This is a genomic window from Brachybacterium vulturis, assembly GCF_002407185.1.
Lineage (GTDB): Bacteria > Actinomycetota > Actinomycetes > Actinomycetales > Dermabacteraceae > Brachybacterium > Brachybacterium vulturis.
This window is the reverse complement of sequence record NZ_CP023563.1, coordinates 1,953,254-1,972,557: the sequence shown is the minus strand read 5'-3', so window position 1 is coordinate 1,972,557 and position 19,304 is coordinate 1,953,254. Positions and strand designations below refer to the sequence as shown.

Sequence of the window (19,304 nt, the reverse complement as noted above, 5' to 3'; positions counted from 1 at the left end):
GCAGGTCACAGCCGCAGCACTGCGGGGCTGCGGAGGATGCTGCGCTTGCCCCGACCATGACCCGTCCCCGCCGGACCGACGAGCTCCACGCGCCTGGTATCGTCGCCGGTCGTCGCTTTGCGGCAGGCCCGGGAGCCCGACTCCGGCGCGGACTCGGCCCGGGCCTGCAGCCGTGGCAGGTAAAGGTTCTGTCGCGTGACCTCGCAGACATCGCCGTCGTGTCGTGCGCCACGATCCAGGTGCCGATCGTCCTCTATCCGAGCGCGGCGATCGCTGAGCGGATCCGCTTGTCCGAGACCGTCTGCCTGGTGCCCAGGGTCTGGGCGAACAGGCTCACCCGGAACTCCTCCAGGAGCCAGTCGACCGCGCGCGCGTCGGGCTCCGCCCGTCGGCGCGCGGACAGCTTCGCCCGCCGCGTGGCCCAGTGCTGGGTGATGTCCCCGATCTGCCAGGCGAGCTGCTCGTCACGGCGGGGGTCGGCGGGCAGCTTGTCCAGGCGGATCGCGTCGGCCTCGAGGTAGCGGCGCAGGTCCGGGAGGTGGGTGATGCCGGTGCGGGAGATGAACCCGTCCCCCAGCAGGGAGGCCGCATGCTCCCGGATCTGCGTGAGATGGGAGAGCACCGAGAGCGAGGGGGCCCGGGAGAGCTCCTTGTGGAGCTTCGCGGAGGTGGCGAGCGCCGCCGCGGCGTCCTTCACCGCCTGGGCGGCGAGGGCGTCGTGCCCGCTGCGCACCTGTTCCAGCAGCGCCTCGTACTCCGCCGCGGTGCGCACCTCGGCGGTGCCGGCCAGGTGCACGGTCGCCGCCCGCGAGGCGTCCGCGAGCAGCGCCGCGGTGGAGGCGTAGTCCGAGCCCGCGACGGCGAGCTTGGTGGGGTTGGGCAGGGCGTTCAGCACCGCGCCCAGATCGGCGCCGAGATCCCGGTCCAGCAGGGCGATGACGCCCTCCCGGTGCGCGAGCGCCTGCTCGTCGGCGGTCGCGAGCACCGCGAGGTCCACCCGCTGGAGCCGGCCGTCCTCGCCCCGGCGCGCGACCAGGGCCGGATAGCCGGTGACCTTCAGCCCCCCGACGGTGGATTCGTGCACCGCCGGCACCCCCTCGGCCGGGAATCCGGGCAGGTCGGTGCGGGCGAGGGAATCGGCGCGGGTGGAGACCGAGGCATCCACCCGCTGCTTCAGCCGGGCCTTGAGCTGCTCCAGCTCATCGCCCGCGCCGATCTCCCGGCCCTTGTCATCGACCACCCGGAAGTGCATCCGCAGGTGCGCGGGGAGCTTCGTGGTGTCGAACTCGGGACCGTACAGCGGCAGGTCCTCCGGGACACCCGGCAGGGCGACCAGTTCGTCGGCGACCGCTTCGAGGAAGACCTCCCCGGCATCGGGGTCGTCGTCATGCAGCGTCGCGGCCACCGCCTTGGCCCGCTCCGGGGCGGGCACCAGATGGCGGCGGAGGGGTTTGGGCAGGGAGCGGATCAGCTCGGTGACCAGCTCCTCGCGCATGCCGGGGACGAGCCAGTCGAAGCCGCGGGACTCCAGCCGGTTGAGCACCGCGAGGGGAACGGTGGCGGTGACGCCGTCGGTGCCCTGCGCCCCCACCGCGCCGAAGGAGTAGCTCAGCGGCAGGGTGAGGTCCCCCTGCACCCAGGTGTCCGGGAACTCAGCGGCGATCGCCTCGGCGACCCCCTCCTCGGCGGCCAGCAGATCCTGCTCGGTGAGGGTGAGCAGGTCCGGGGTCTCATGACGCTGCGTCTTCCACCAGGTGTCGAAATGGCGGCCGGAGACGACGGAGGCGGGGATCCGCTCGTCGTAGAAGCGGAACAGCTGCTCGTCCGAGATCAGCAGGTCGCGGCGCCGGGTCTTGGCCTCGAGCTCCTCGAGCTCCTTGATCAGCGCCTGGTTGTCGCGGAAGAAGTGGTGGCGGGTGCGCCAGTCCCCCTCGATCAGGGCGTGCTGGAGGAAGATCTCCCGGGCGGCCCCGGGATCGATGCGTCCATAGCCCACGACGCGGTCGGCGACGATCGGCACCCCGTACAGGGTCACCTTCTGATGGGCCATCGCGGAAGCCTGCTTCGAGGACCAGTGCGGCGCGGAATGGGAGCGTTTGACGACGTGGGAGCCGGTCTCCTCCGCCCAGGTCGGGTCGATCCGGGCGGCGGTGCGGCCCCACAGCCGGGAGGTCTCCACCAGTTCGGCGACCATCACGTAGTCGGGGCGCTTCTTGGCCAGTGCCGAGCCGGGCCACAGCGCGAAGCGGGCCCCGCGGGCACCGGCGTACTCCCGGGTGCGGTCGTCCTGGAGGCCGACGTGGGAGAGCAGCCCGGCCAGCAGCGCCTGGTGGATCGCCTGCGGGGAGGCAGCGGTGTCGTTGCGGGTCAGGTCCACGTCCTTGGCCATGTCCCGCAGCTGCGAGTGCAGATCCCACCACTCGCGGATCCGCAGGTAGTGGAGGTGCTCGGAGCGCACCTCGCGACGGAACGCCGAGTTGGACAGCGCCTTGCGCCGGGCCTGGAGATGGTTCCAGAGGTTCAGATAGGCGAGGAAGTCGCTGGTCTCGTCCTCGAAGCGCTTGTGCTTCTCCTTGGCCTGCTGCTCCTGGCCCAGCGGCCTCTCGCGGGGGTCCTGGATCGACATCGCGGCGACGATGATCAGCACCTCCCGCAGGGCGCCCAGACGGTGGGCCTCGATGAGCATGCGCGCCATCCGCGGATCCAGCGGGAACCGGGCCAGGGTGCGGCCCACGCGGGTGAGCCGGCGCCCGCCCGGCGCGCGCGGAGCGTCCTCGAGCGCCCCGAGCTCGTCCAGCAGGCGCACGCCGTCGGTGATCGCGCGGCTGGCGGGCGGTTCGACGAAGGGGAAGGACTCCACGTCCCCGAGCCCCAGCGAGGTCATCAGCAGCACCACGGAGGCGAGCGCGGTGCGCAGGATCTCCGGCTCGGTGAACTCGGGCCGGCCGTCGAAGTCCTCCTCGGAGTACAGCCGGATCGCGATGCCGGCAGAGGTGCGACCGGAGCGGCCGGAGCGCTGGTTGGCGCTGGCCTGGGAGATGGGCTCGATCGGCAGGCGCTGCACCTTGGTGCGCTGGGAGTAGCGGGAGATGCGGGCCAGCCCGGAATCGATCACGTAGGAGATGCCGGGGACGGTCAGCGAGGTCTCGGCGACGTTGGTGGACAGGATGATGCGGCGGTAGGTGCCGGCCTTCGGCGGCGAGAAGATCTTCTGCTGGTCCTGGGCGGAGAGGCGACCGAACAGAGGCAGCACCTCGACCGGCAGGGCGGAACGGCCCTTCGTGCCCCGGCCCAGATGGGTGGTCAGCGCCTCGGAGATCTCGCGGATCTCCCGCTCGCCGGGAAGGAACACGAGCATGTCCCCGGGGCCCTCGGCCGCGAGCTCGTCCACCGCGTCGATGATCGCCTGGGTGAGGTCGCGCTCGATGGAGTGGATGTCCTCGAGCTCGTCGTCCTCGTCGCCGGGCTCGAGAGCGGCCTCCAGCACCAGCGGCCGGTAGCGGATCTCGACGGGATAGGTGCGGCCGGAGACCTCGATGATCGGCGCGGGCTCCCGCTCCCCCGAGGAGAGGCGGCGGCCGAAGTGCTCGGCGAAGCGTTCGGGGTCGATGGTCGCCGAGGTGATGATGATCTTCAGGTCCGGGCGCTGGGGCAGGATCTGGCGCAGGTACCCCATGATCACGTCGATGTTCAGGGACCGCTCGTGCGCCTCGTCGATGATGATCGCGTCGTAGCGGGTCAGCAGGCGGTCGCGGCCGATCTCGGCCAGCAGGATCCCGTCGGTCATCAGCTTCAGCCGCGTGCCGCGGCCGGTCTCGCGGGTGAAGCGGACCTGGAAGCCGACCGTTCCCTCCCCCAGCTTCTCGCCGAGCTCGCCGGCGATGCGCTGGGCGACCGAGCGGGCGGCGATCCGGCGCGGCTGGGTGTGGCCGATCAGCTTCCCGCCCCGGCCGTAGCCGAGCTCGAGCAGCATCTTGGGGATCTGGGTGGTCTTGCCCGATCCGGTGGCGCCGGCGATGACCACCACCTGGTGCTCTCGGATCGCGGCTTGGATGTCCTCCCGGCGCTGGGAGACGGGCAGATCCCCCGGATAGGTGAGGCGCGGGCCGGCGGCTTCGGGGAGGGCAGAGCTGGTCGGTTCGGGCGTCGAGGAGGGCGTGGTCATGGCGGTCCCACTCTACGTGGCCGGTGCCCCGGGGGTCGTGGGGATTCCCGGTCTCCCCGGACGTGGACGAGAGCGGCGGCGCATCCGGCAGCGCGAGCGACTGTGCCACGAGGTCTCCTCGATGTGGAGGAGCCGTCGCATCGCAACCGTGACCTCGGCATTGTGCAGGAGCACCGGGATGATGATCGCGCGGGGCGCACGCTGTCCCCCATGAGATATCGACTCGGATTCTGGATCGGACCCGCCCCGGCCGACGCGGAGGCGGCGTGCGCCGAGCTGTACACACGGGTGCGTCTCGCGGAGGAGATCTGGAGGGAGTTCGATCGTCCTCCGCCGCCCGTTCCTCGGATCCGCGGATTCGTCGACGCCGTGCTCGGGGTGCTTCCCGCCGACCCTGCGGAGAGCTCGCCCTGGAAGCACTCCGACGTCGCCGACGACGCGATGGCGGACACGTTCACCCCCACGATCCGAGGACCGCACCGGGGGGCGATAGCGATCCTGACCCGACTCGCGCACGACCACGGGCTCCAGGCATTCGATCTCGCCGCCCACCGGCTCCTGGACGCGGCCGAGGTCATAGAGGTCGACGGTGGGCTGTGGACCGATGCTCATCTCGGGGGCGGAGCGGATCAGCCGGAGTTCTTCGACTGCCGAGGACCGGAGATCGCTCGCGAGCGTCTCGGACTCCCGGCCCAGGATCCGGAGACCGCAGAGGAAGGTACCGATGCGCGATGAGCCACACCCTCGCCCTCTGGCCCGGCCCCTCCCCGGCGGACGCCGCCTCCGCCTGCCGCGAGTACTCCTCGGAGATGATCCGTCTCGGCATCGAATGGTCCCGCAGCGGCACGATCCCGAGCAGGAACGCCGCCGTGATGGCGTTCTGCCGCGAGGCGGCGAGGCTCCTGCGGTCCTCGCCGGCCGGAGTCGTGCACCCCATGCAGGACCCTTCGCAGTTCGGGACGCTCTGGGGCGACATGCTCACTCTCGAGCTCGACGGCCCCCAACCGCTCGCTCTGGCGACCCTGGCGCACATCGCGGAGGAGCACGCTCTGGTGCTCTTCGATCTGCGCACCCACCGCCTGCTGACCACCGCCGACGTCACGACGGCATTCGGTGAGCCGATGGTCCCGGTGCCCGCGCAGACCGACATCGTCGAGCAGGTGACCCGGTGCTCCCAGCGCTGGGACTGCATCGATGAGCTGCGTGTGCTCTCCTCGGGGCTGTTGAACTGCTCCGTGGCGCTGGACCCGTTCCTGGTGACACCGATCGAGGAAGAATACGCACGGTTCCAGCAAGTGCTGGACCTGCTGGGATGTCTCGATCTCGAGGACCTCAGGGAACGGCTCGAAGAGCTGATCCATGCCATCGATGACGATCCGGTGCGGTGAACGCAGTCAGCGAAGACTCCGGATCTCCTGCTCGGTGCGTCAGCTGCTCAGCAGCCGGTGCCCGGCCGCCCCCAAGCCGTCATCCGGTGCGTACGCGGTGACCAGCGAGAGCGCCATTCGGGTCGCCCAGGCCCAGGACCGTGCCACCAGCGCGTCCCAGATCTCCTCGTCATCGATGCCGGTCCACGCCGCAGTGTCCCGGTACGCGTGCAGAAGTGCGTCCGAGGGCAGGTGGAGCAGCATCCCTCCCAGATCGCTGGCCGGATCACCGCGAGTGGTGTCGCCCCAGTCGATCAGCGCGGCCGGTCCTCGCGCACCGGATTCCGGGACCACGACGTTGCCGGGATGCGGATCGCCGTGCAGCAGCAGCTCGCGCCCCCGCCAGGGCGCCGCGGCCAGGCCTGCGCTCCAGCGCGCCTGTGCTCGCTCGTGCCGTGCCGGGGGGAGGTCGGCCAGCTCGAGATCTCTCGCGAAGGCCTCGGCCCTCGTGATGAGGGGGACCCCGCGCACCGGGTTCCGGCCCACTTCCGGGGCGGGCCCGGAATGGATCGTCGCGAGCATCCGGGCGAGAGCGCCGGCGACCCCTGCGCGCATCCTCGGCTCCGTGACGTCGGCAGAGGTCCCGTCGATCCATTCCACCAGGACCGCGTCCTCGGCCATGGCGAGCACCGTCGGCAGTCCCATCGGCAGCTGGATGCCCAGACCGCGCAGTCGCCGCAGCACCGTCACCTCGCGTCCGAGCAGTGCCCGGGAGACCTCCCGCCGAGCGACCCGGAGCACGAGTTCTCTCCCCCGCAGCGATCCGACCGGCCACAGGACGTTGTCCCAGCCCTCGGCGCGGGGAAGCTTCGCGATCCTCCAGACGATGTGCTCGAGCTCGACACCCTCCTCGGGACGGAGCCGCGCGCACAGCAGTTCGATGCGGCGCAGATCGACGGGGAGGTCGGCGGCGGGCAGGACAGGGGCGACACTCGGCATGCCGGTCATCCGACCACCGTACGGGGGCGGGTGACCAAACGGCAATCAGCTTCTGGTTCCCCGACGCCGGTGCGGCCGCTGCGCCTCCCCGGAAGCCGTGCCCGGCTACGCCGAGGAGCAGCACATCGACGGGCGCCCGCACATGTATGTCTGTATGTCGACGTCGACGGGAACCGCTACCAGCTCGGTCATGGCCTGACCTGCGAGGCCTGAACGACGGTGCACTGAGTCGACGGCATATGGGGTCGGCAACGCGAAAAGCCCCCTCCCCCGCACGTGAGTGCAGGTGAGGGGGCTTCTCGTGGTGAGTGCAGTGGTGGAGCCGGCGGGAATCGAACCCGCGTCCGATAGTGCGGAGCAAGGACTTCTCCGGGCGCAGTTCGCGAAATTGTTTTCTCAGTCCCGACGATCGTGCGAACGCGTCGTCGACGGACTCAGTCACTCTGAGGTGTTCATCCTTCCCCGATGACGAGGGTCGGCAGCAGTGGCTCCTTAGATGATGGAACGATCCGGGTCAGGAGCACTCCCGGGGTTCCAGACTGCTAACGCTGATCAGGCAGCGAGAGCGAAGTCAGTGCGCTTAGGTTCGGCACTTATTGGTTTCCAGAGAACGTTTACGAGATGACTCTGGCTTCTCGGCCCGCTTCCCCTTGCTGGACAACTACCGTCGAAACCGATCGGCCCCTGGCGTGGGTATGCAGAACTATCGCTCGACAGTCCCTCAGGACTGTCCATGCACTCACTGTTCAGTTGTCAATCACCCACCGACGGCGGGTCTCCCCGTACGTCGTGTTTCGAGTCTACCTCGCCCCGCCGACGAACTGAAGCGGATATTCCTCAGCTCACGGCGAAGCGGCGGTCCCTGGACCGGGACCCGGGGAGGGACGAGGATGGCTCCGTGAGCAGTTTCGAGGCAGCAGGCATCCACGTCACCGTCGAGGACGAGACGCTGCGCGAGCAGGTCTCGGACCCCTCGGCCCTGGCCCGCTGGTGCGCGCGGCATCCGCAGGATCCGCGGACGGTCGCCTACCTGCGGATGCTCGGTCGGCTCGACGACGCGGCGATCGCCGGCCGGCTGGCCCTCGCCGCAGAGGGTCTCTCCCCCGTGATGCGCGCGGTGCGCCGTGCCCGCTACGCCCACGTGCTGCAGTGGCAGGGGGCGTTCGTGGCCGCCGAGGAGCAGCTGGACCTGGCCGCCGAGGAGACCGGGCTCGAGGACCCCACCTCCCCTTCGTCGATGTCGGTGCTGGCCGCAGTGTTCCAGCACCGGGCGAAGTGCCGCTTCGAGCATGCGCAGGCCGAGCATCGCGACGGTCGGCACGAGGCGGCGGCACGCCGCTGGGGGGAGGCCCTGGAGGATGCCCGTCGGGCGCTGTTCATGCGTGAGCACCTCGGCGTGGCCGATGAGGACGTGATCGCCTCGAGCCGCCAGACGCTCGCCCGGCTCGCCCGGCAGGATCTCGCGACCTGAGCTGCGACGACGCCGTCAGGCCAGCTCGCGCCGACGCATGGCGCGCTGCGCCTCGCGCAGATCCTGCTTCTCCCGCAGGGTCTGGCGCTTGTCCCATTCCTTCTTGCCACGGCCGAGGCCGATGACCACCTTGGCGTGGGAGCCCAGGAAGTACATCTCCATCGGCACGATGGTGAAGCCCTTCTCGCGGGACTTGCTGGCGAGCTTCTCGATCTCGACCTTGTGCAGCAGGAGCTTGCGCTTGCGGCGGGCGGCGTGGTTCGTCCAGGTGCCCTTCACGTACGGGGCGATGTGCGCGTTGTCCATCCACACCTCGCCGCCCTCGATGTAGCAGTAGCCGTCGATCAGAGAGGCCCCGCGATCACGCAGCGACTTCACCTCGGTGCCGGACAGGACGATGCCGGCCTCCCAGGTCTGGTCGATGTAGTAGTCGTGCCGGGCGCGCTTGTTCGAGGCGATGAGCTGCTTCGGGGGCCCGTCGTCCGCAGCGGCCTTCTTCGCGGCCTTCTTCTTCGCCGACATCGGGTCCCTCCTGTCGTTCGTCGCGGTGTGATCGTCGCGGTCGGTGCGTGGTCCGGGCGCGTCCGGCGACCGGCGTCCCAGCCTACGCGGTGGTCGCCACCGGCCGCGAGCTGATTTCGCGGACGGCGTCGGGAACGGTGCGGCCGCTCAGAGGTACTTGGCGGGATTGACGGCGTTGCCGTCCTCGTGGACCTCGAAGTGGAGGTGGCATCCCGTGGAGGAGCCGGTGGTGCCCACGTAGCCGATGGTGGTGCCGGCGGAGACCTCCGCACCGACCGGCTGGGCGTACCCCTGCAGGTGGTGGTAGGAGGTGGTGATCAGGTGCCCGTTCATGATGCCGTGGCTGAGGACGAGCTTGTTCCCGGCGCCGCTGTTGTAGGGCTTGGCGATGACCCGGCCCGAGTGGGCGGCCTTGACCGGCACCCCGCAGGCGACCGGGAAGTCGACGCCTGCGTGGAGCTTGCTGGTGCCGTAGATCGGGTGGACCCGCCAGCCGAAGTTCGAGTTCAACCGTGCATTGACGGGATAGATCCAGCTGCTGGACGAGGCCGAGGAACCGCTCGAGGACCCACCGCCCCCGCCGCTGCTCTGCTGCTGGTTCTGCTGGCGCTCGCGCTCCTCGCGCTCACGTGCCTCGCGCTCAGCCCGCTCCCGCTCCTGGCGGGCCAGCTCCTGGATCTCGGTGTCGAGCGTCGAGCTGCGGGTCTCCAGCGTCGAGACATCGCCCTCGTACTTCACCTTCTTGGTCTCGAGAGCTTCACGCTGCGTCTTCTGCGTCTCGTAGAGAGCATCCAGCGCCTGCTTGGCCTCGGAGGCCTCCCGCTCCGCCTTCTCGGTGCGCTCGACCGCCTTCTCGGAATCGATCTTGAGCTGCTTGATCTCCTCCCGCACCGCGACCAGCCGCTCCGCGGAGTTCTCGGTGACCGCCTGATCCGTGCGCAGAGTGTCCAGGCGGGTGCCCTGCGAGGCCATGGTGAGGCGATAGTTCATGGAGCGGTCGACGGCATCCTGCGGTGAGGCGTTGCCGATGTAGACCGTGGACGGGTTCGGGATCCCGCCGCCCTTGTAGGCGTTCAGCGCCACGGAGGCGAGCTCCTCGTTGCTGGTGTCCACCTCCTCCCGGCCCTCTTCGACCTCGCCGGAGAGGCGCTCCTCCTCGGCCTGTGCCGCAGCGAGCCGCTCGCCGATGAGGCGGTCCTCCTCACGGGCAGCTTCCAGCTCGCGCTGGGCCTCCTCGAGATCCGCCTGGGCCTGTGGGATCAGCAGCTCCGTCTCCGCGAGCGCGAGATAGGTCTCGGCGAGGTCCTCGTTGACGTCGCTCAGCTCGATGCGCAGGTCCTCCAGCTCTCGATCGACCTCTTCGCGCTCGGCGATCTTGTCCTCCTTGGAGCCATCGGCCGACGCCGGGGACATCGGCGCGACCAGCAGCGGCAGCGCCACCAGGGCGGCGGCGAGAATGCACAGGAGACGGCGCAGGCTGTTGAGGACCATGCTCATACCTTCAGGTAGCGGTTGAGAGAGATGACGGACGAGGCGACGGACAGGACGCCTCCGAGGATGACCAGGAGCGGGGCAGCCCACACGAGGTCGACGGTGCCCACCGTGATCAGCTGCTCACCGAGCGTGGGCGCGAGCCATCCCTCGACAATGTAGTGCAGGCCCACCCAGAGCATGCCCGAGGCGATGACGCCCCCGATGATCGCGGCCACGGCGCCCTCCAGCAGGAAGGGCAGGCGGATGAACAGGTTCGAGGCACCGACCAGCCGCATGATCGCGATCTCGCGACGGCGACCGGCGACCGACATGCGGATGGTGGTGGCGACCAGCAGCAGGGCGGCGATCAGCATCAGCACCGCCAGTCCCAGGGCGAACATCGTGGACTGGTTGAGCACATCGATGAAGGGAGCGAAGGTGCTGAGCAGGTCGGTGACCTCGTCGACCCCGTCCCGGCCCTGGAAGAACTCGACCACTGCGGCGGAGTCGTCGGCGTTCTTGAGCGTGATGTGGAAGGAGACCGGCATGTCCTCCGCGGTGAAGTTCGAGACGAAGCTCTCCCCCGCGAACTGCTCCTGGTAGATCTCCAGCGCCTCCTCCTGGGAGCGCTCGGAGTAGGAGGCGATGTAGGGGGCGAGCACCTCGTCGTCGAGCGCCTCGCGCACGGAGTCGATCTTGGCGTCCGTCGCCGCGCCGCCGGCGCAGGAAGCGGCCGTGGAGTGCGGGGAGCACAGGAAGATCGTCACCTGGGACTGCTCGACCAGCGTCGACTTCATGTCCATGATCTGCTTCTGCATCACCGCACCGGTACCGACGAAGGTCAGCGAGACCGCCGTGACGATCACGACGGAGATGACCATCGCGACGTTGCGCCACAGGCCGGTGAGGATCTCTCCGAGGATGTACCGCGCCCTCATCGCCGCTCCTCCTCGGTCTCGTCCAGGGAGGGGCCGCTCACGACGGGCTCCTCGGCGAAGGCGTCCTCGAGCAAGAGGTCCTCGTCCCGGACCTGGAGGGCCTCGCGCTCGTCGATCAGGTCCTCCTCGAGCACGTCGTCCGGCGACGAGGCCGAGCCGGTTCCGTCCGCGACGGAGAGGTCTCCCCGGGAGTCGTCCGCGGCCGCGGAGCTCTCAGCAGATGCGTCCTCGGTGTCCGTGCCGTCCTGCGCGTCCTCCAGCGGATGGTCCTCGCGATGGCCGGAGTCATCGGGAAGGTTCCCGGAGATGACGCTCACCGGGGCCGGGGTCGCGTAGGTGCCGCGCTCCTCGTCGCGCACCACCAGCCCGCCGACCATCTCGACCACGCGGCGATGCATCCGGTCCACGGCCGTGCGGTCATGGGTGGCCATGACCACGGTGGTGCCGCGCTCGTTGATCTCCGCGAGGAGATCGAGGATGCCACCGGCGGTGGCCGGGTCGAGGTTGCCCGTGGGTTCGTCGGCCAGCAGGATCGAGGGTCGGTTGACGTAGGCGCGGGCGATCGCCACGCGCTGCTGCTCACCGCCGGACAGCTCGTGCGGGAGCCGCTTGCCCTTGTCCTCCAGGCCCACCATCTCGAGCATCTCGGGCACCAGGCGGCGCACCACCTTGCGCGGGGTGCCGATCACGGCGAGCGCGAACTCGATGTTCTGGTACGCCGTCTTCGAGGGCAGCAGGCGGAAGTCCTGGAACACCATGCCGATGTCGCGACGCAGCGCGGGGACCTTCCAGGACGGGATGCGCGAGAGGTCCTTGCCGGCCACGTACACGGTGCCGCGGGTGGGAGCGACCTCCTTGAGGACCATCCGCATCAGCGTCGACTTGCCCGATCCGGAGGCTCCCACCAGGAACACGAACTCCCCGCGGGTGAACTCGATGTCGAGATTCTCCACTGCGGGGTGCTGTCCACGCATGTACGTCTTGGTGACGTCGTCGAAACGGATCACGGGTGCCTGTCACATCGGGGAAGTCGTTCCCGCCCAGCGTAGGGGCGCGAGCACCGGAATCGACTCACCTGTGGACAGCGTCCGGGTCAAAACCTGGTCAAGGGTGCGTGCCTCCGGTCACGTCGGCTCGCAGCACGTTGATCAGCTGTCGGACTTGCCCTGTTCGGCGCGCCAGCGGATGCCGGCATCGATGAACTCGTCGATCTCGCCGTCGAACACCGAGGAGGGGTTGCCCTCCTGGTACTCAGTGCGCAGGTCCTTGACCATCTGGTACGGGTTCAGCACGTAGGAACGCATCTGATCGCCCCAGCTGGCCTTGACGTCGCCCGCGAGCTCCTTGCGCTCGGCGGCCTCCTCGGCCTTCTTCAGCAGCAGCAGCCGGGACTGCATCACGCGAAGCGCCGCGGCACGGTTCTGGATCTGGGACTTCTCGTCCTGCATGGAGACCACGGTGCCGGAGGGCAGGTGGGTCATGCGCACGGCGGAGTCGGTGGTGTTGACCGACTGGCCGCCGGGGCCCGAGGAGCGGAACACGTCGACCTTGAGGTCGTTCTCCGGGATCTCGATCGCATCGGTGGTCTCGATCAGCGGGATCACCTCGACCGCCGCGAAGGAGGTCTGGCGGCGGCCCTGGTTGTCGAAGGGGCTGATGCGCACCAGGCGGTGGGTGCCGCCCTCGACGGACAGGGTGCCGTAGGCGTAGGGCGCGGAGATCTCGAAGGTGACCGACTTCAGCCCGGCCTCCTCCGCGTAGGAGGTGTCCATGACCTTCGAGGCGTAGCCGTGGCGCTCGGCCCAGCGCAGGTACATGCGCATCAGCATCTCGGCGAAGTCCGCGGCGTCGACACCGCCGGCACCGGCGCGGATGGTGATCACGGCATCGCGCTCGTCGTACTCCCCGGCCAGCAGGGTGCGCACCTCGAGCTCATCGAGGGTCCTGTGGATGCTGACCAGCTCGTTCTCCGCCTCGTGGAAGGTATCGGCGTCATCCTCCTCCGCGGCGAGCTCGACCATCACCTCGAGGTCCTCGATGCGGGACGCGAGCTCGCTGATGCGGCGACGCTCGGACTGGGCGTGCGAGAGCGCGGCGCTGACCTTCTGCGCGTTGTCGACGTCGTCCCACAGATCCTGCGCGGAGGCCTGCGTCTCGAGGTCGACGATCTTGGCGTCGAGCGCCTCGATGTCCGTCACCTGTTCGATGGAGGACAGAGTCGAGCGGAGCTGGGTGATCTCTGCGGAGAAGTCGATGGAAGCCACGAGGCGAGAGTCTACGGCAGGGTCCTGGGCTCCCGGTGCGCACCGCATGCCCGCGTCGCTCCGGGCACGGGGTCAGCCGCCCGTCGCGGTGTCCTCCCCGGCTGCCTCCAGCAGCCAGGGGCCGAGGTCGCGGCCGATCTCGACCAGCAGCGTCTCGCCCTCCTCGAGCGCACGCCGCGTGGAGCCGGCGCGGGAGGTGAGATCCCACGCGGTGTCGATCCCTGCCCTTCCCAGCTCCTGCGCGTCGAGGGTGATCACCCCGGCGACCGCTGCGACCGGCAGTCCGCGCTCCCGGGCCCGTCGTGCCACCTCTGCCGGGCCCTTGCCCTGCAGGGTCTGGGCGTCGAGCTTCCCTTCGCCGGTGACCACGACATCGGCCTGGGTCAGCAGCGCGTCGACACCGACCAGCTCGAACACCGCGTCGGCGCCCGAGCGCTGTGCGGCGCCGAGCAGGAAGAGACCGAATCCGGTGCCGCCGGCGGCACCTGCGCCGGGCCGGTCGCGGTGGGCACCGGCGGGGTCCAGGATGCGGGCCGCGACGGCGAGGACCTCATCGGCTGGTGTGATCTCTGCGGAGGCGAGGCCCTTCTGGGGACCGTAGACGGCGGCCGCCCCCTCGGGGCCGAGCAGCGGATTGGTGACGTCGTTGGCCGCGATCACGGTGACGCCGTCCAGCACGGCGAGCGCGGGGCCGAGGTCCGCGGACGCGAGCGCGCCCAGTCCGCTCAGGCCGGGGCGGAGGTCGGTGCCGTCCGGGGCGTGCAGCTGGGCGCCGAGGCCCTGGAGCAGGCCGGCTCCCGCATCGGTGGAGGCGCTGCCGCCGAGACCCACCAGGAGGGTGCGGGCGCCGGAATCGATGGCGGCACGCATCAGTTCGCCGAGCCCCCGGGTGGAGGCGAGATGCGGGGCGAGCTCTCCCCCGGGCAGGGCATCAAGGCCGACGGTCTCGGCGAGCTCCAGCACGGCCACGTCCTCCTGCAGCGCCCAGCGCGCGCGGCGGGGCGCTCCGGTGGGCCCGGTGACGGTGGTGGAGCGGATGGTGAATCCGGCGGCATGCGCAGCATCGACGGTGCCGTCCCCGCCGTCGGCGATCGGGCAGGACAGCACGCGCAGCTGCGGCGTGGTCTGCGCGATGCCGCGTCGCAGGGCGTCCACCACCTGAGCGGCGGTCAGGGTGCCTTTGAACTTGTCCGGGGCGAGCAGCACGGTGGGGGTCATCGGGCGCGGGCCTCTCCTTCGACGGTCAGCGGGATGGCGGTGCCCGTCCCTCGCGTGAACCATCCTGCCAGGGGCGGGTGCGTGCGCGCGGTGAGGACCACGTGGACGGTGCCGTCGGGATCCACGGTGAGGGAGGAGAGGGCGATGCCCTCGGTGCGCGTCGTCTGGTGCGGATAGTCGCGCAGCTGCGCCTCGGCGGCGGCGCGGGCGGAGCTGGTGCGGATCGCGGTGCCCTCGCCCGCGGTGTAGAGGCGCGACGGATCGACCGCCTGGGCTGCGGCGAGGGACGCACTGTCCGCGGCGTGCTGGAGGCCGTTGCGTTCGAGCTGCACCCCGGTGATCGCGGTGCCGACGGCGATCACCATGAGGATGACCACCAGCACTCCGGTGGTCAGTATCGTCATCGACCCGCGGGCGTCGCGCCCCCGGTCCCTGAGCGTCCGGAGCAGGCTGCGCATCAGGGGCCCGCCCGATACTGATCGACCTGCACCGCATGGGCGGCGCCGACGGTCACCGGACCGGTCTGCCCCAGCACCGGTCCCAGCCCGGGCACGGGGACGGGAATGCGCACCTGGGCCGTGACGGCCCCGCCCGGAGTGGCGCAGGGATCCTCGGTGCAGTGGAGCGTGACGACATCGCCCGTCGGCAGCCCGTGGTCCTCGAGGATCATGTCCGTGTGCCGTGCCGCCTGCTCCACCGCGAGCTCGGGGTCCGCTTCCGTGGCATGGATCCGGGCCACGTCGCGGGAGATGGAGTCCGCCGCGAAGACGGCCGCCTGGACGTTGCCCAGGGTGAGCACGAGGTAGAGGGAGGGGATGAGCAGCGCGGCGGACAGCACCACGAATTCGACGAGCGCATTGCCGTGCTCGGCGCGGAGGGCGCCGCTCACGGTCCGCTCTGCGGGGCGAGGTCGCCGTCGGTTCACCATGACTCCTCATCGATCGCTCGACCCTGCACCGTCATCGCCCCGGCCGGGCCGAACAGCCCCACCAGCGGCAAGGTCGCACTGAGCTGGACGCGGATGACCCCGTCCGAGCCCTGCACCGAGGTGGCCTCGGCATCCAGCCGCCCTCCGAAGCGTTCGTCGATCAGCCGTTCGGCGCGCACGGCACCGTCCTGCGGCGACGCCCCCACCAGCGCGGCATGGTGCGCCCCCTGGACCGCGGCGTCCGCGAGCGTGTTGCGGGTGTGGACGATGAGCGCCGCCTGGACGATCATCACCGCGATCAGGATGATCAGCACCGCGACCATCGGGAACTCTGCGACGGCCGAGCCGTCCTCGCCACGGAGCCGGCCCCGCCGATGGCGTCGGTCCTCCGGACGCGACGGCCGACCTGCCGGCACTGCACCGGGGCGCCTCCGGTCACGTCCCTTCAGCATGACTGTCGGTTCAGAGGCTGCCGTTGAGGAACGGTGCCATCGCATTCTGGAAGATCTGCACGATCTGATCGGAGGCGACGGCCCAGAGGGCCACCACGATGCCTGCGGTCATCAAGGTGATCAGGACCCATCCGGGCACATCACCCTGCTCGGAGGCGAGACGGACCCGCAGTCGCTGCATGCCGGAGGCCCGCTCCGGGGACCGTCGCCCCAGCGGGTGACCGGGGAGGGCTCTGCGACGCCGGGTGCTGCGATGGAATCGGGAACGGTGGACGGTCATGTCGGCCTCCTCGGCGGTGGTTCCGGATCGGAGTCCGGTGCTGGTGTCGTGTCAGTCGGATTCGGGCGGGAAGACTCGAGGGCAGGGGGCGGGCGGAGGGCGCTCACAGGGTGATCTCCAGGACGGCGAGTCCGGGGAAGATCGCGAAGACGATCACCAGCGGCAGTACGAAGAACACGACCGGGACGAGCATCATGATCTCGCGCTGGCCAGCGGTCTCCATGAGTTCGCGCTTGGATTCCTCACGAGCGTCCTGTGCCTGGGCTCGGAGCACATCGGCGAGCGGCGTGCCGCGTTCGATCGCGATCGAGACGCCCTCGCCGAAGCGGCCGAGCGACCCCAGCGGGGTCCTGGCTCCCAGCGATGCGAGCGCCTGGGACACGCTGGTGCCGGCTCGGATGTCCGCGACGGTCGCCGCGAATTCATCGGGCAGCGCACCGGAGGAGGTGCGGGCGACGCGTTCCATCGCCGCGATCGGACTCTCACCGGCCGCGACGGCCAGTGCCAGCAGATCGGCGACGGTCGGGAACTCCCGTGCCATCCGTGCCGCCCGGCGCTTGATCTCCGCCCCGAGGAGATAGTCGCGCAGCAGCACCCCCGTCACAGCACCGAAGCCGACGATGAGCAGACCCATCAGCGGACTGGTGCCGCGCAGAGCGATCGCTGCCACGGCGAGGACGACCCCCAGCACCAGGCCGGCAGCCCCGAAGACCACCTGTTCGACGCGGAAGGAGTCCGCGGAGGTCCGTCGTCCGGCCAGCCGCAGCCGGCGTTCGAGCTGGTCAGCTCCGCCCGTGAGCCGCTCGAGAAGACCGAGCACACGCACGGCCACCGGTCCCATCAGGTTCTCGAGCACCCGGCGCAGCTGACTGGTGCTCCGCGGTGCCGCGAACAGCGATCGGGAGCGGGAGCGGCGGAGGTAGGGATCCACGCGGGCGCCGAGGTCACGCGAGCGCAGCCAGGGAAGCCGGCCCAGGATCAGGAAGAGCCCCACCCCGCACAGGAGGCCGAGGCCGGCGCCCGCCAGCAGGGGGCCGGAGACGCTCATCGCAGCACCCTCTCGTCCTGGGGCAGCCTCGCGATCAGGAGCATCACGCGATAGGCGATCAGCGAGGCCACTGCACCGGCTGCGATCAGCACCAGACCGGTCGCGGAGTCGTAGGCCTGGGCGGCCTGCGGCCGGGTCGCCATCAGGGCCAGCACGATCCACGGGGCCGCCAGGGCCAGCCGAGCCGCGTTGACGGTCCAGGACTGGCGCGCCTCGAGCTCGGCCCGGGTGCGGGCGTCCTCACGCAGGAAGGCGGACAGGGTGTGCAGCAGGCTGCCGAGATCCGTGCCTCCGACGTCGCGGGTGATGCGCAGCGCCTCGACGATCCGATCGCCGATCGGATCCGCCAGCCGGGTCTTCAATCGGTCCAGACATGCCGCGAAGTCCCCGCTGGCCTGATAGTCCAGGGCGTACTCGGAGAAGGCTGGACGGAGCTCCTCAGGACCCTTCCGGCTGAGCTGCACCAGCGCCTCCGGCAGCGAGAGTCCGGCCCGGATCGCGGAGTTGATGTGATCGACCGCCTCGGGCCATACCTCCCGCATCGCCGTGGTGCGCCGCCGGGCCGCCGAGCGCAGCACCAGGATGGGCAGAGCCGACGCGACGAGCCCGATGGCCAGCGACGGGATGACGGCGCCGGAGATGGCCCACAGCGCGGCGGCCACGACCAGCCCCAGCCCGGCGCTGAGCGCCGGAACAGCAGCAGGCGGGACCGTGTCGAGGCCGACCTTGATCAGGTCGTCGCGGAGCCTGTCCATCCCCCTCCCGACGATCCCCCGCCGGGAGGGGGCGTCCTCCTGCTCCCACAGCGACCACCAGATCGACAGCAGGCCGAGGCCGGCGATCAGGCCGAGGAACGCTCCGTCGCTCATGCCGCGCTCCGTCCCAGCAATGCGCTCAGATCGTGGCCCGCCCGTGCGAAACGATCCGTATGCGGAGGCTGTCCGTCACCGCGCACGAGCCGGTCGCCCTGCAGGGAGAAGACATCGGAGATCTCGATGACCTCATCCTCCACCCGCCCGCTGAGCCCGACGATCTCCCGCACCCGGCGGCGCCCATCGACGAACATGTCCAGGTGCACGACCAGGTCGATCGAACTGGCCACCGTCGGCACGACGAAGCGGCTGGAGACGTTCTCCCCGGCGAGCAGCGGGAGCGTGCACAGCTTGGTCACCGCGTCCCGAGCCGAGTTCGCGTGGATCGATGCGAGGCCGGGCAGGCCGCTGTTCAGCGCGATCAGCATGTCGAGGCTCTCCGCCTCACGCACCTCCCCCACGATGATCCGGCTCGGCCTCATCCTCAGCGCCTCCTTGACCAGGCGCCGCATCGAGATCTCGCCGGTCCCTTCGAGGTTCGCCTGGCGGGTCTGCATCGCCACCACGTCGCGCAGCGCGAGATTGAGCTCGAAGACCTCCTCTATGGTGACCACCCGCTCCCGCGCACCCACCGACCTGGACAGGCAGCGCAGAAAGGTCGTCTTGCCGGCCCCGGTGGCCCCCGAGGCGATGACGTTCAGCCCGCTGGAGATCGCCGCGTCGAGGAAGTCCGCGGCCTGCTGCGAGAGAGAGCCGAGCGCGACCAGACCCTGGAGGTCGTACGCCTTGGCGACGAACTTGCGGATGTTGACGGCCCAGTGCTTCCGGGTGACGCTCGGGATCACCACGTGCAGACGGGAGCCATCCGGCAGCAGGGCATCCACGAACGGGGTGCTCATGTCCAGACGGCGTCCGCTGGAGACCAGCATCCGCTCGACGATCCCGCGCACCTCCGTATCGCTGAGCACGATCGTGGTCAGCTCGCTGCGTCCGTTGCGGGCGCAGAAGACCTGTGAGGGCGAGTTCAGCCAGATCTCCTCGATCGTCGGATCGTCGAGCATCTCCTGCAGCGGGCCGAACCCGCCGATCCGGGCGGCGACCTCAGCGACCGTCGACTCGCCGTCATCGCGCAGCACCGGCACCTCGCCGGAGGAGGAGCGGCGGTCGTAATCGCCCATCACCTCACGGATCAGCGGCTCCAGCTGATCCGCGTGCACGTCCAGCCCGCGACGACGGATCAGCTCCCGCGATTCGCTCTCGATGATGGTGGCGGCGTCCATCCCGTCCCTCCGTGGTCCCGACCGAGCGGTCCCTCGATGCCGTCCGACATGTGACGCAGGTCGCGTCACCTTCGTCACTGTAGGGCG

General features: G+C 70.1%; 18 protein-coding genes and 1 other RNA gene. 3 read left to right on the top strand and 16 right to left on the bottom strand.

Going from position 1 to position 19,304, the window contains the following annotated elements; all coding sequences use genetic code 11:
- Positions 1–253: 253 nt before the first annotated feature.
- Positions 254–4,165: an ATP-dependent RNA helicase HrpA gene (hrpA, locus tag CFK38_RS08825; protein ID WP_096802741.1), complete on the bottom strand. Its 3,912-nt coding sequence runs from the start codon at positions 4,163–4,165 to the stop codon at positions 254–256.
- Between the two features lie 210 nt (positions 4,166–4,375).
- Between hrpA and CFK38_RS08820 the strand changes: the two genes are divergently transcribed.
- Together CFK38_RS08820 and CFK38_RS08815 are read left to right on the top strand one after the other, a co-directional pair.
- Positions 4,376–4,900 (top strand): hypothetical protein, encoded by a 525-nt coding sequence (locus tag CFK38_RS08820; protein WP_157773423.1) that lies wholly within the window; start codon positions 4,376–4,378, stop codon positions 4,898–4,900.
- Positions 4,897–5,553 (top strand): hypothetical protein, encoded by a 657-nt coding sequence (locus CFK38_RS08815; RefSeq protein ID WP_096802739.1) that lies wholly within the window; start codon positions 4,897–4,899, stop codon positions 5,551–5,553. The genes CFK38_RS08820 and CFK38_RS08815 overlap by 4 nt, the downstream gene beginning before the upstream one ends.
- Positions 5,554–5,592: 39 nt before the next feature.
- Here CFK38_RS08815 and CFK38_RS08810 read toward each other — a convergent pair whose 3' ends face one another.
- Both CFK38_RS08810 and ssrA read right to left on the bottom strand, forming a co-directional pair.
- Positions 5,593–6,540, bottom strand: coding sequence for a phosphotransferase (locus CFK38_RS08810; protein WP_096802738.1), 948 nt, complete (start codon positions 6,538–6,540; stop codon positions 5,593–5,595).
- Between the two features lie 305 nt (positions 6,541–6,845).
- Positions 6,846–7,216: a transfer-messenger RNA gene (gene ssrA, locus CFK38_RS08805) on the bottom strand.
- A 213-nt stretch (positions 7,217–7,429) separates the two neighbouring features.
- Between ssrA and CFK38_RS08800 the strand changes: the two genes are divergently transcribed.
- Positions 7,430–8,002 carry a hypothetical protein gene (locus CFK38_RS08800; RefSeq protein WP_157773422.1) on the top strand — a complete coding sequence of 191 codons (573 nt, stop codon included), beginning with the start codon at positions 7,430–7,432 and terminating at the stop codon, positions 8,000–8,002.
- 15 nt (positions 8,003–8,017) lie between these two features.
- On the opposite strand, the gene smpB is transcribed toward CFK38_RS08800, so the two are convergent.
- The 13 genes from smpB to CFK38_RS08735 form a co-directional block, all read right to left on the bottom strand.
- Positions 8,018–8,524 carry an SsrA-binding protein SmpB gene (gene smpB, locus CFK38_RS08795; RefSeq protein ID WP_096802737.1) on the bottom strand — a complete coding sequence of 169 codons (507 nt, stop codon included), beginning with the start codon at positions 8,522–8,524 and terminating at the stop codon, positions 8,018–8,020.
- 147 nt (positions 8,525–8,671) lie between these two features.
- The gene (locus CFK38_RS08790; protein WP_096802736.1) at positions 8,672–10,015 is read right to left on the bottom strand and encodes a M23 family metallopeptidase; all 1,344 of its coding nucleotides are present in this window, start codon (positions 10,013–10,015) and stop codon (positions 8,672–8,674) included.
- A 2-nt stretch (positions 10,016–10,017) separates the two neighbouring features.
- Complete coding sequence (ftsX, locus tag CFK38_RS08785) at positions 10,018–10,935, bottom strand: permease-like cell division protein FtsX (RefSeq protein ID WP_096802735.1); 918 nt, start codon at positions 10,933–10,935, stop codon at positions 10,018–10,020.
- Positions 10,932–11,942 (bottom strand): cell division ATP-binding protein FtsE, encoded by a 1,011-nt coding sequence (gene ftsE / locus CFK38_RS08780; protein ID WP_096802734.1) that lies wholly within the window; start codon positions 11,940–11,942, stop codon positions 10,932–10,934. The genes ftsX and ftsE overlap by 4 nt, the downstream gene beginning before the upstream one ends.
- A 141-nt stretch (positions 11,943–12,083) precedes the next feature.
- A complete protein-coding gene (gene prfB, locus CFK38_RS08775; protein WP_096802733.1) occupies positions 12,084–13,199 on the bottom strand; it encodes a peptide chain release factor 2 in 1,116 nt (371 codons plus the stop codon).
- Between the two features lie 72 nt (positions 13,200–13,271).
- The gene (locus tag CFK38_RS08770; protein ID WP_096802732.1) at positions 13,272–14,417 is read right to left on the bottom strand and encodes a glycerate kinase; all 1,146 of its coding nucleotides are present in this window, start codon (positions 14,415–14,417) and stop codon (positions 13,272–13,274) included.
- Complete coding sequence (locus CFK38_RS08765) at positions 14,414–14,821, bottom strand: pilus assembly protein TadG-related protein (RefSeq protein ID WP_245850964.1); 408 nt, start codon at positions 14,819–14,821, stop codon at positions 14,414–14,416. Before CFK38_RS08765 ends, CFK38_RS08770 begins: the two co-directional genes overlap by 4 nt.
- A 53-nt stretch (positions 14,822–14,874) precedes the next feature.
- The gene (locus CFK38_RS08760; protein WP_172895776.1) at positions 14,875–15,306 is read right to left on the bottom strand and encodes a hypothetical protein; all 432 of its coding nucleotides are present in this window, start codon (positions 15,304–15,306) and stop codon (positions 14,875–14,877) included.
- A gap of 32 nt (positions 15,307–15,338) precedes the next feature.
- Positions 15,339–15,761, bottom strand: coding sequence for a TadE family protein (locus CFK38_RS08755; RefSeq protein WP_275542297.1), 423 nt, complete (start codon positions 15,759–15,761; stop codon positions 15,339–15,341).
- A 46-nt stretch (positions 15,762–15,807) separates the two neighbouring features.
- On the bottom strand, positions 15,808–16,077 hold the full coding sequence (locus CFK38_RS08750) for a hypothetical protein (RefSeq protein ID WP_096802728.1): 270 nt from the start codon (positions 16,075–16,077) through the stop codon (positions 15,808–15,810).
- Positions 16,078–16,180: 103 nt separating this feature from the next.
- On the bottom strand, positions 16,181–17,125 hold the full coding sequence (locus CFK38_RS08745; protein WP_096802727.1) for a type II secretion system F family protein: 945 nt from the start codon (positions 17,123–17,125) through the stop codon (positions 16,181–16,183).
- Entirely contained in the window at positions 17,122–17,994 is an 873-nt protein-coding gene (locus CFK38_RS08740) for a type II secretion system F family protein (protein WP_096802726.1), read from the bottom strand. The genes CFK38_RS08745 and CFK38_RS08740 overlap by 4 nt, the downstream gene beginning before the upstream one ends.
- Complete coding sequence (locus tag CFK38_RS08735) at positions 17,991–19,217, bottom strand: TadA family conjugal transfer-associated ATPase (RefSeq protein ID WP_096802725.1); 1,227 nt, start codon at positions 19,215–19,217, stop codon at positions 17,991–17,993. Before CFK38_RS08735 ends, CFK38_RS08740 begins: the two co-directional genes overlap by 4 nt.
- Positions 19,218–19,304 lie beyond the last annotated feature (87 nt).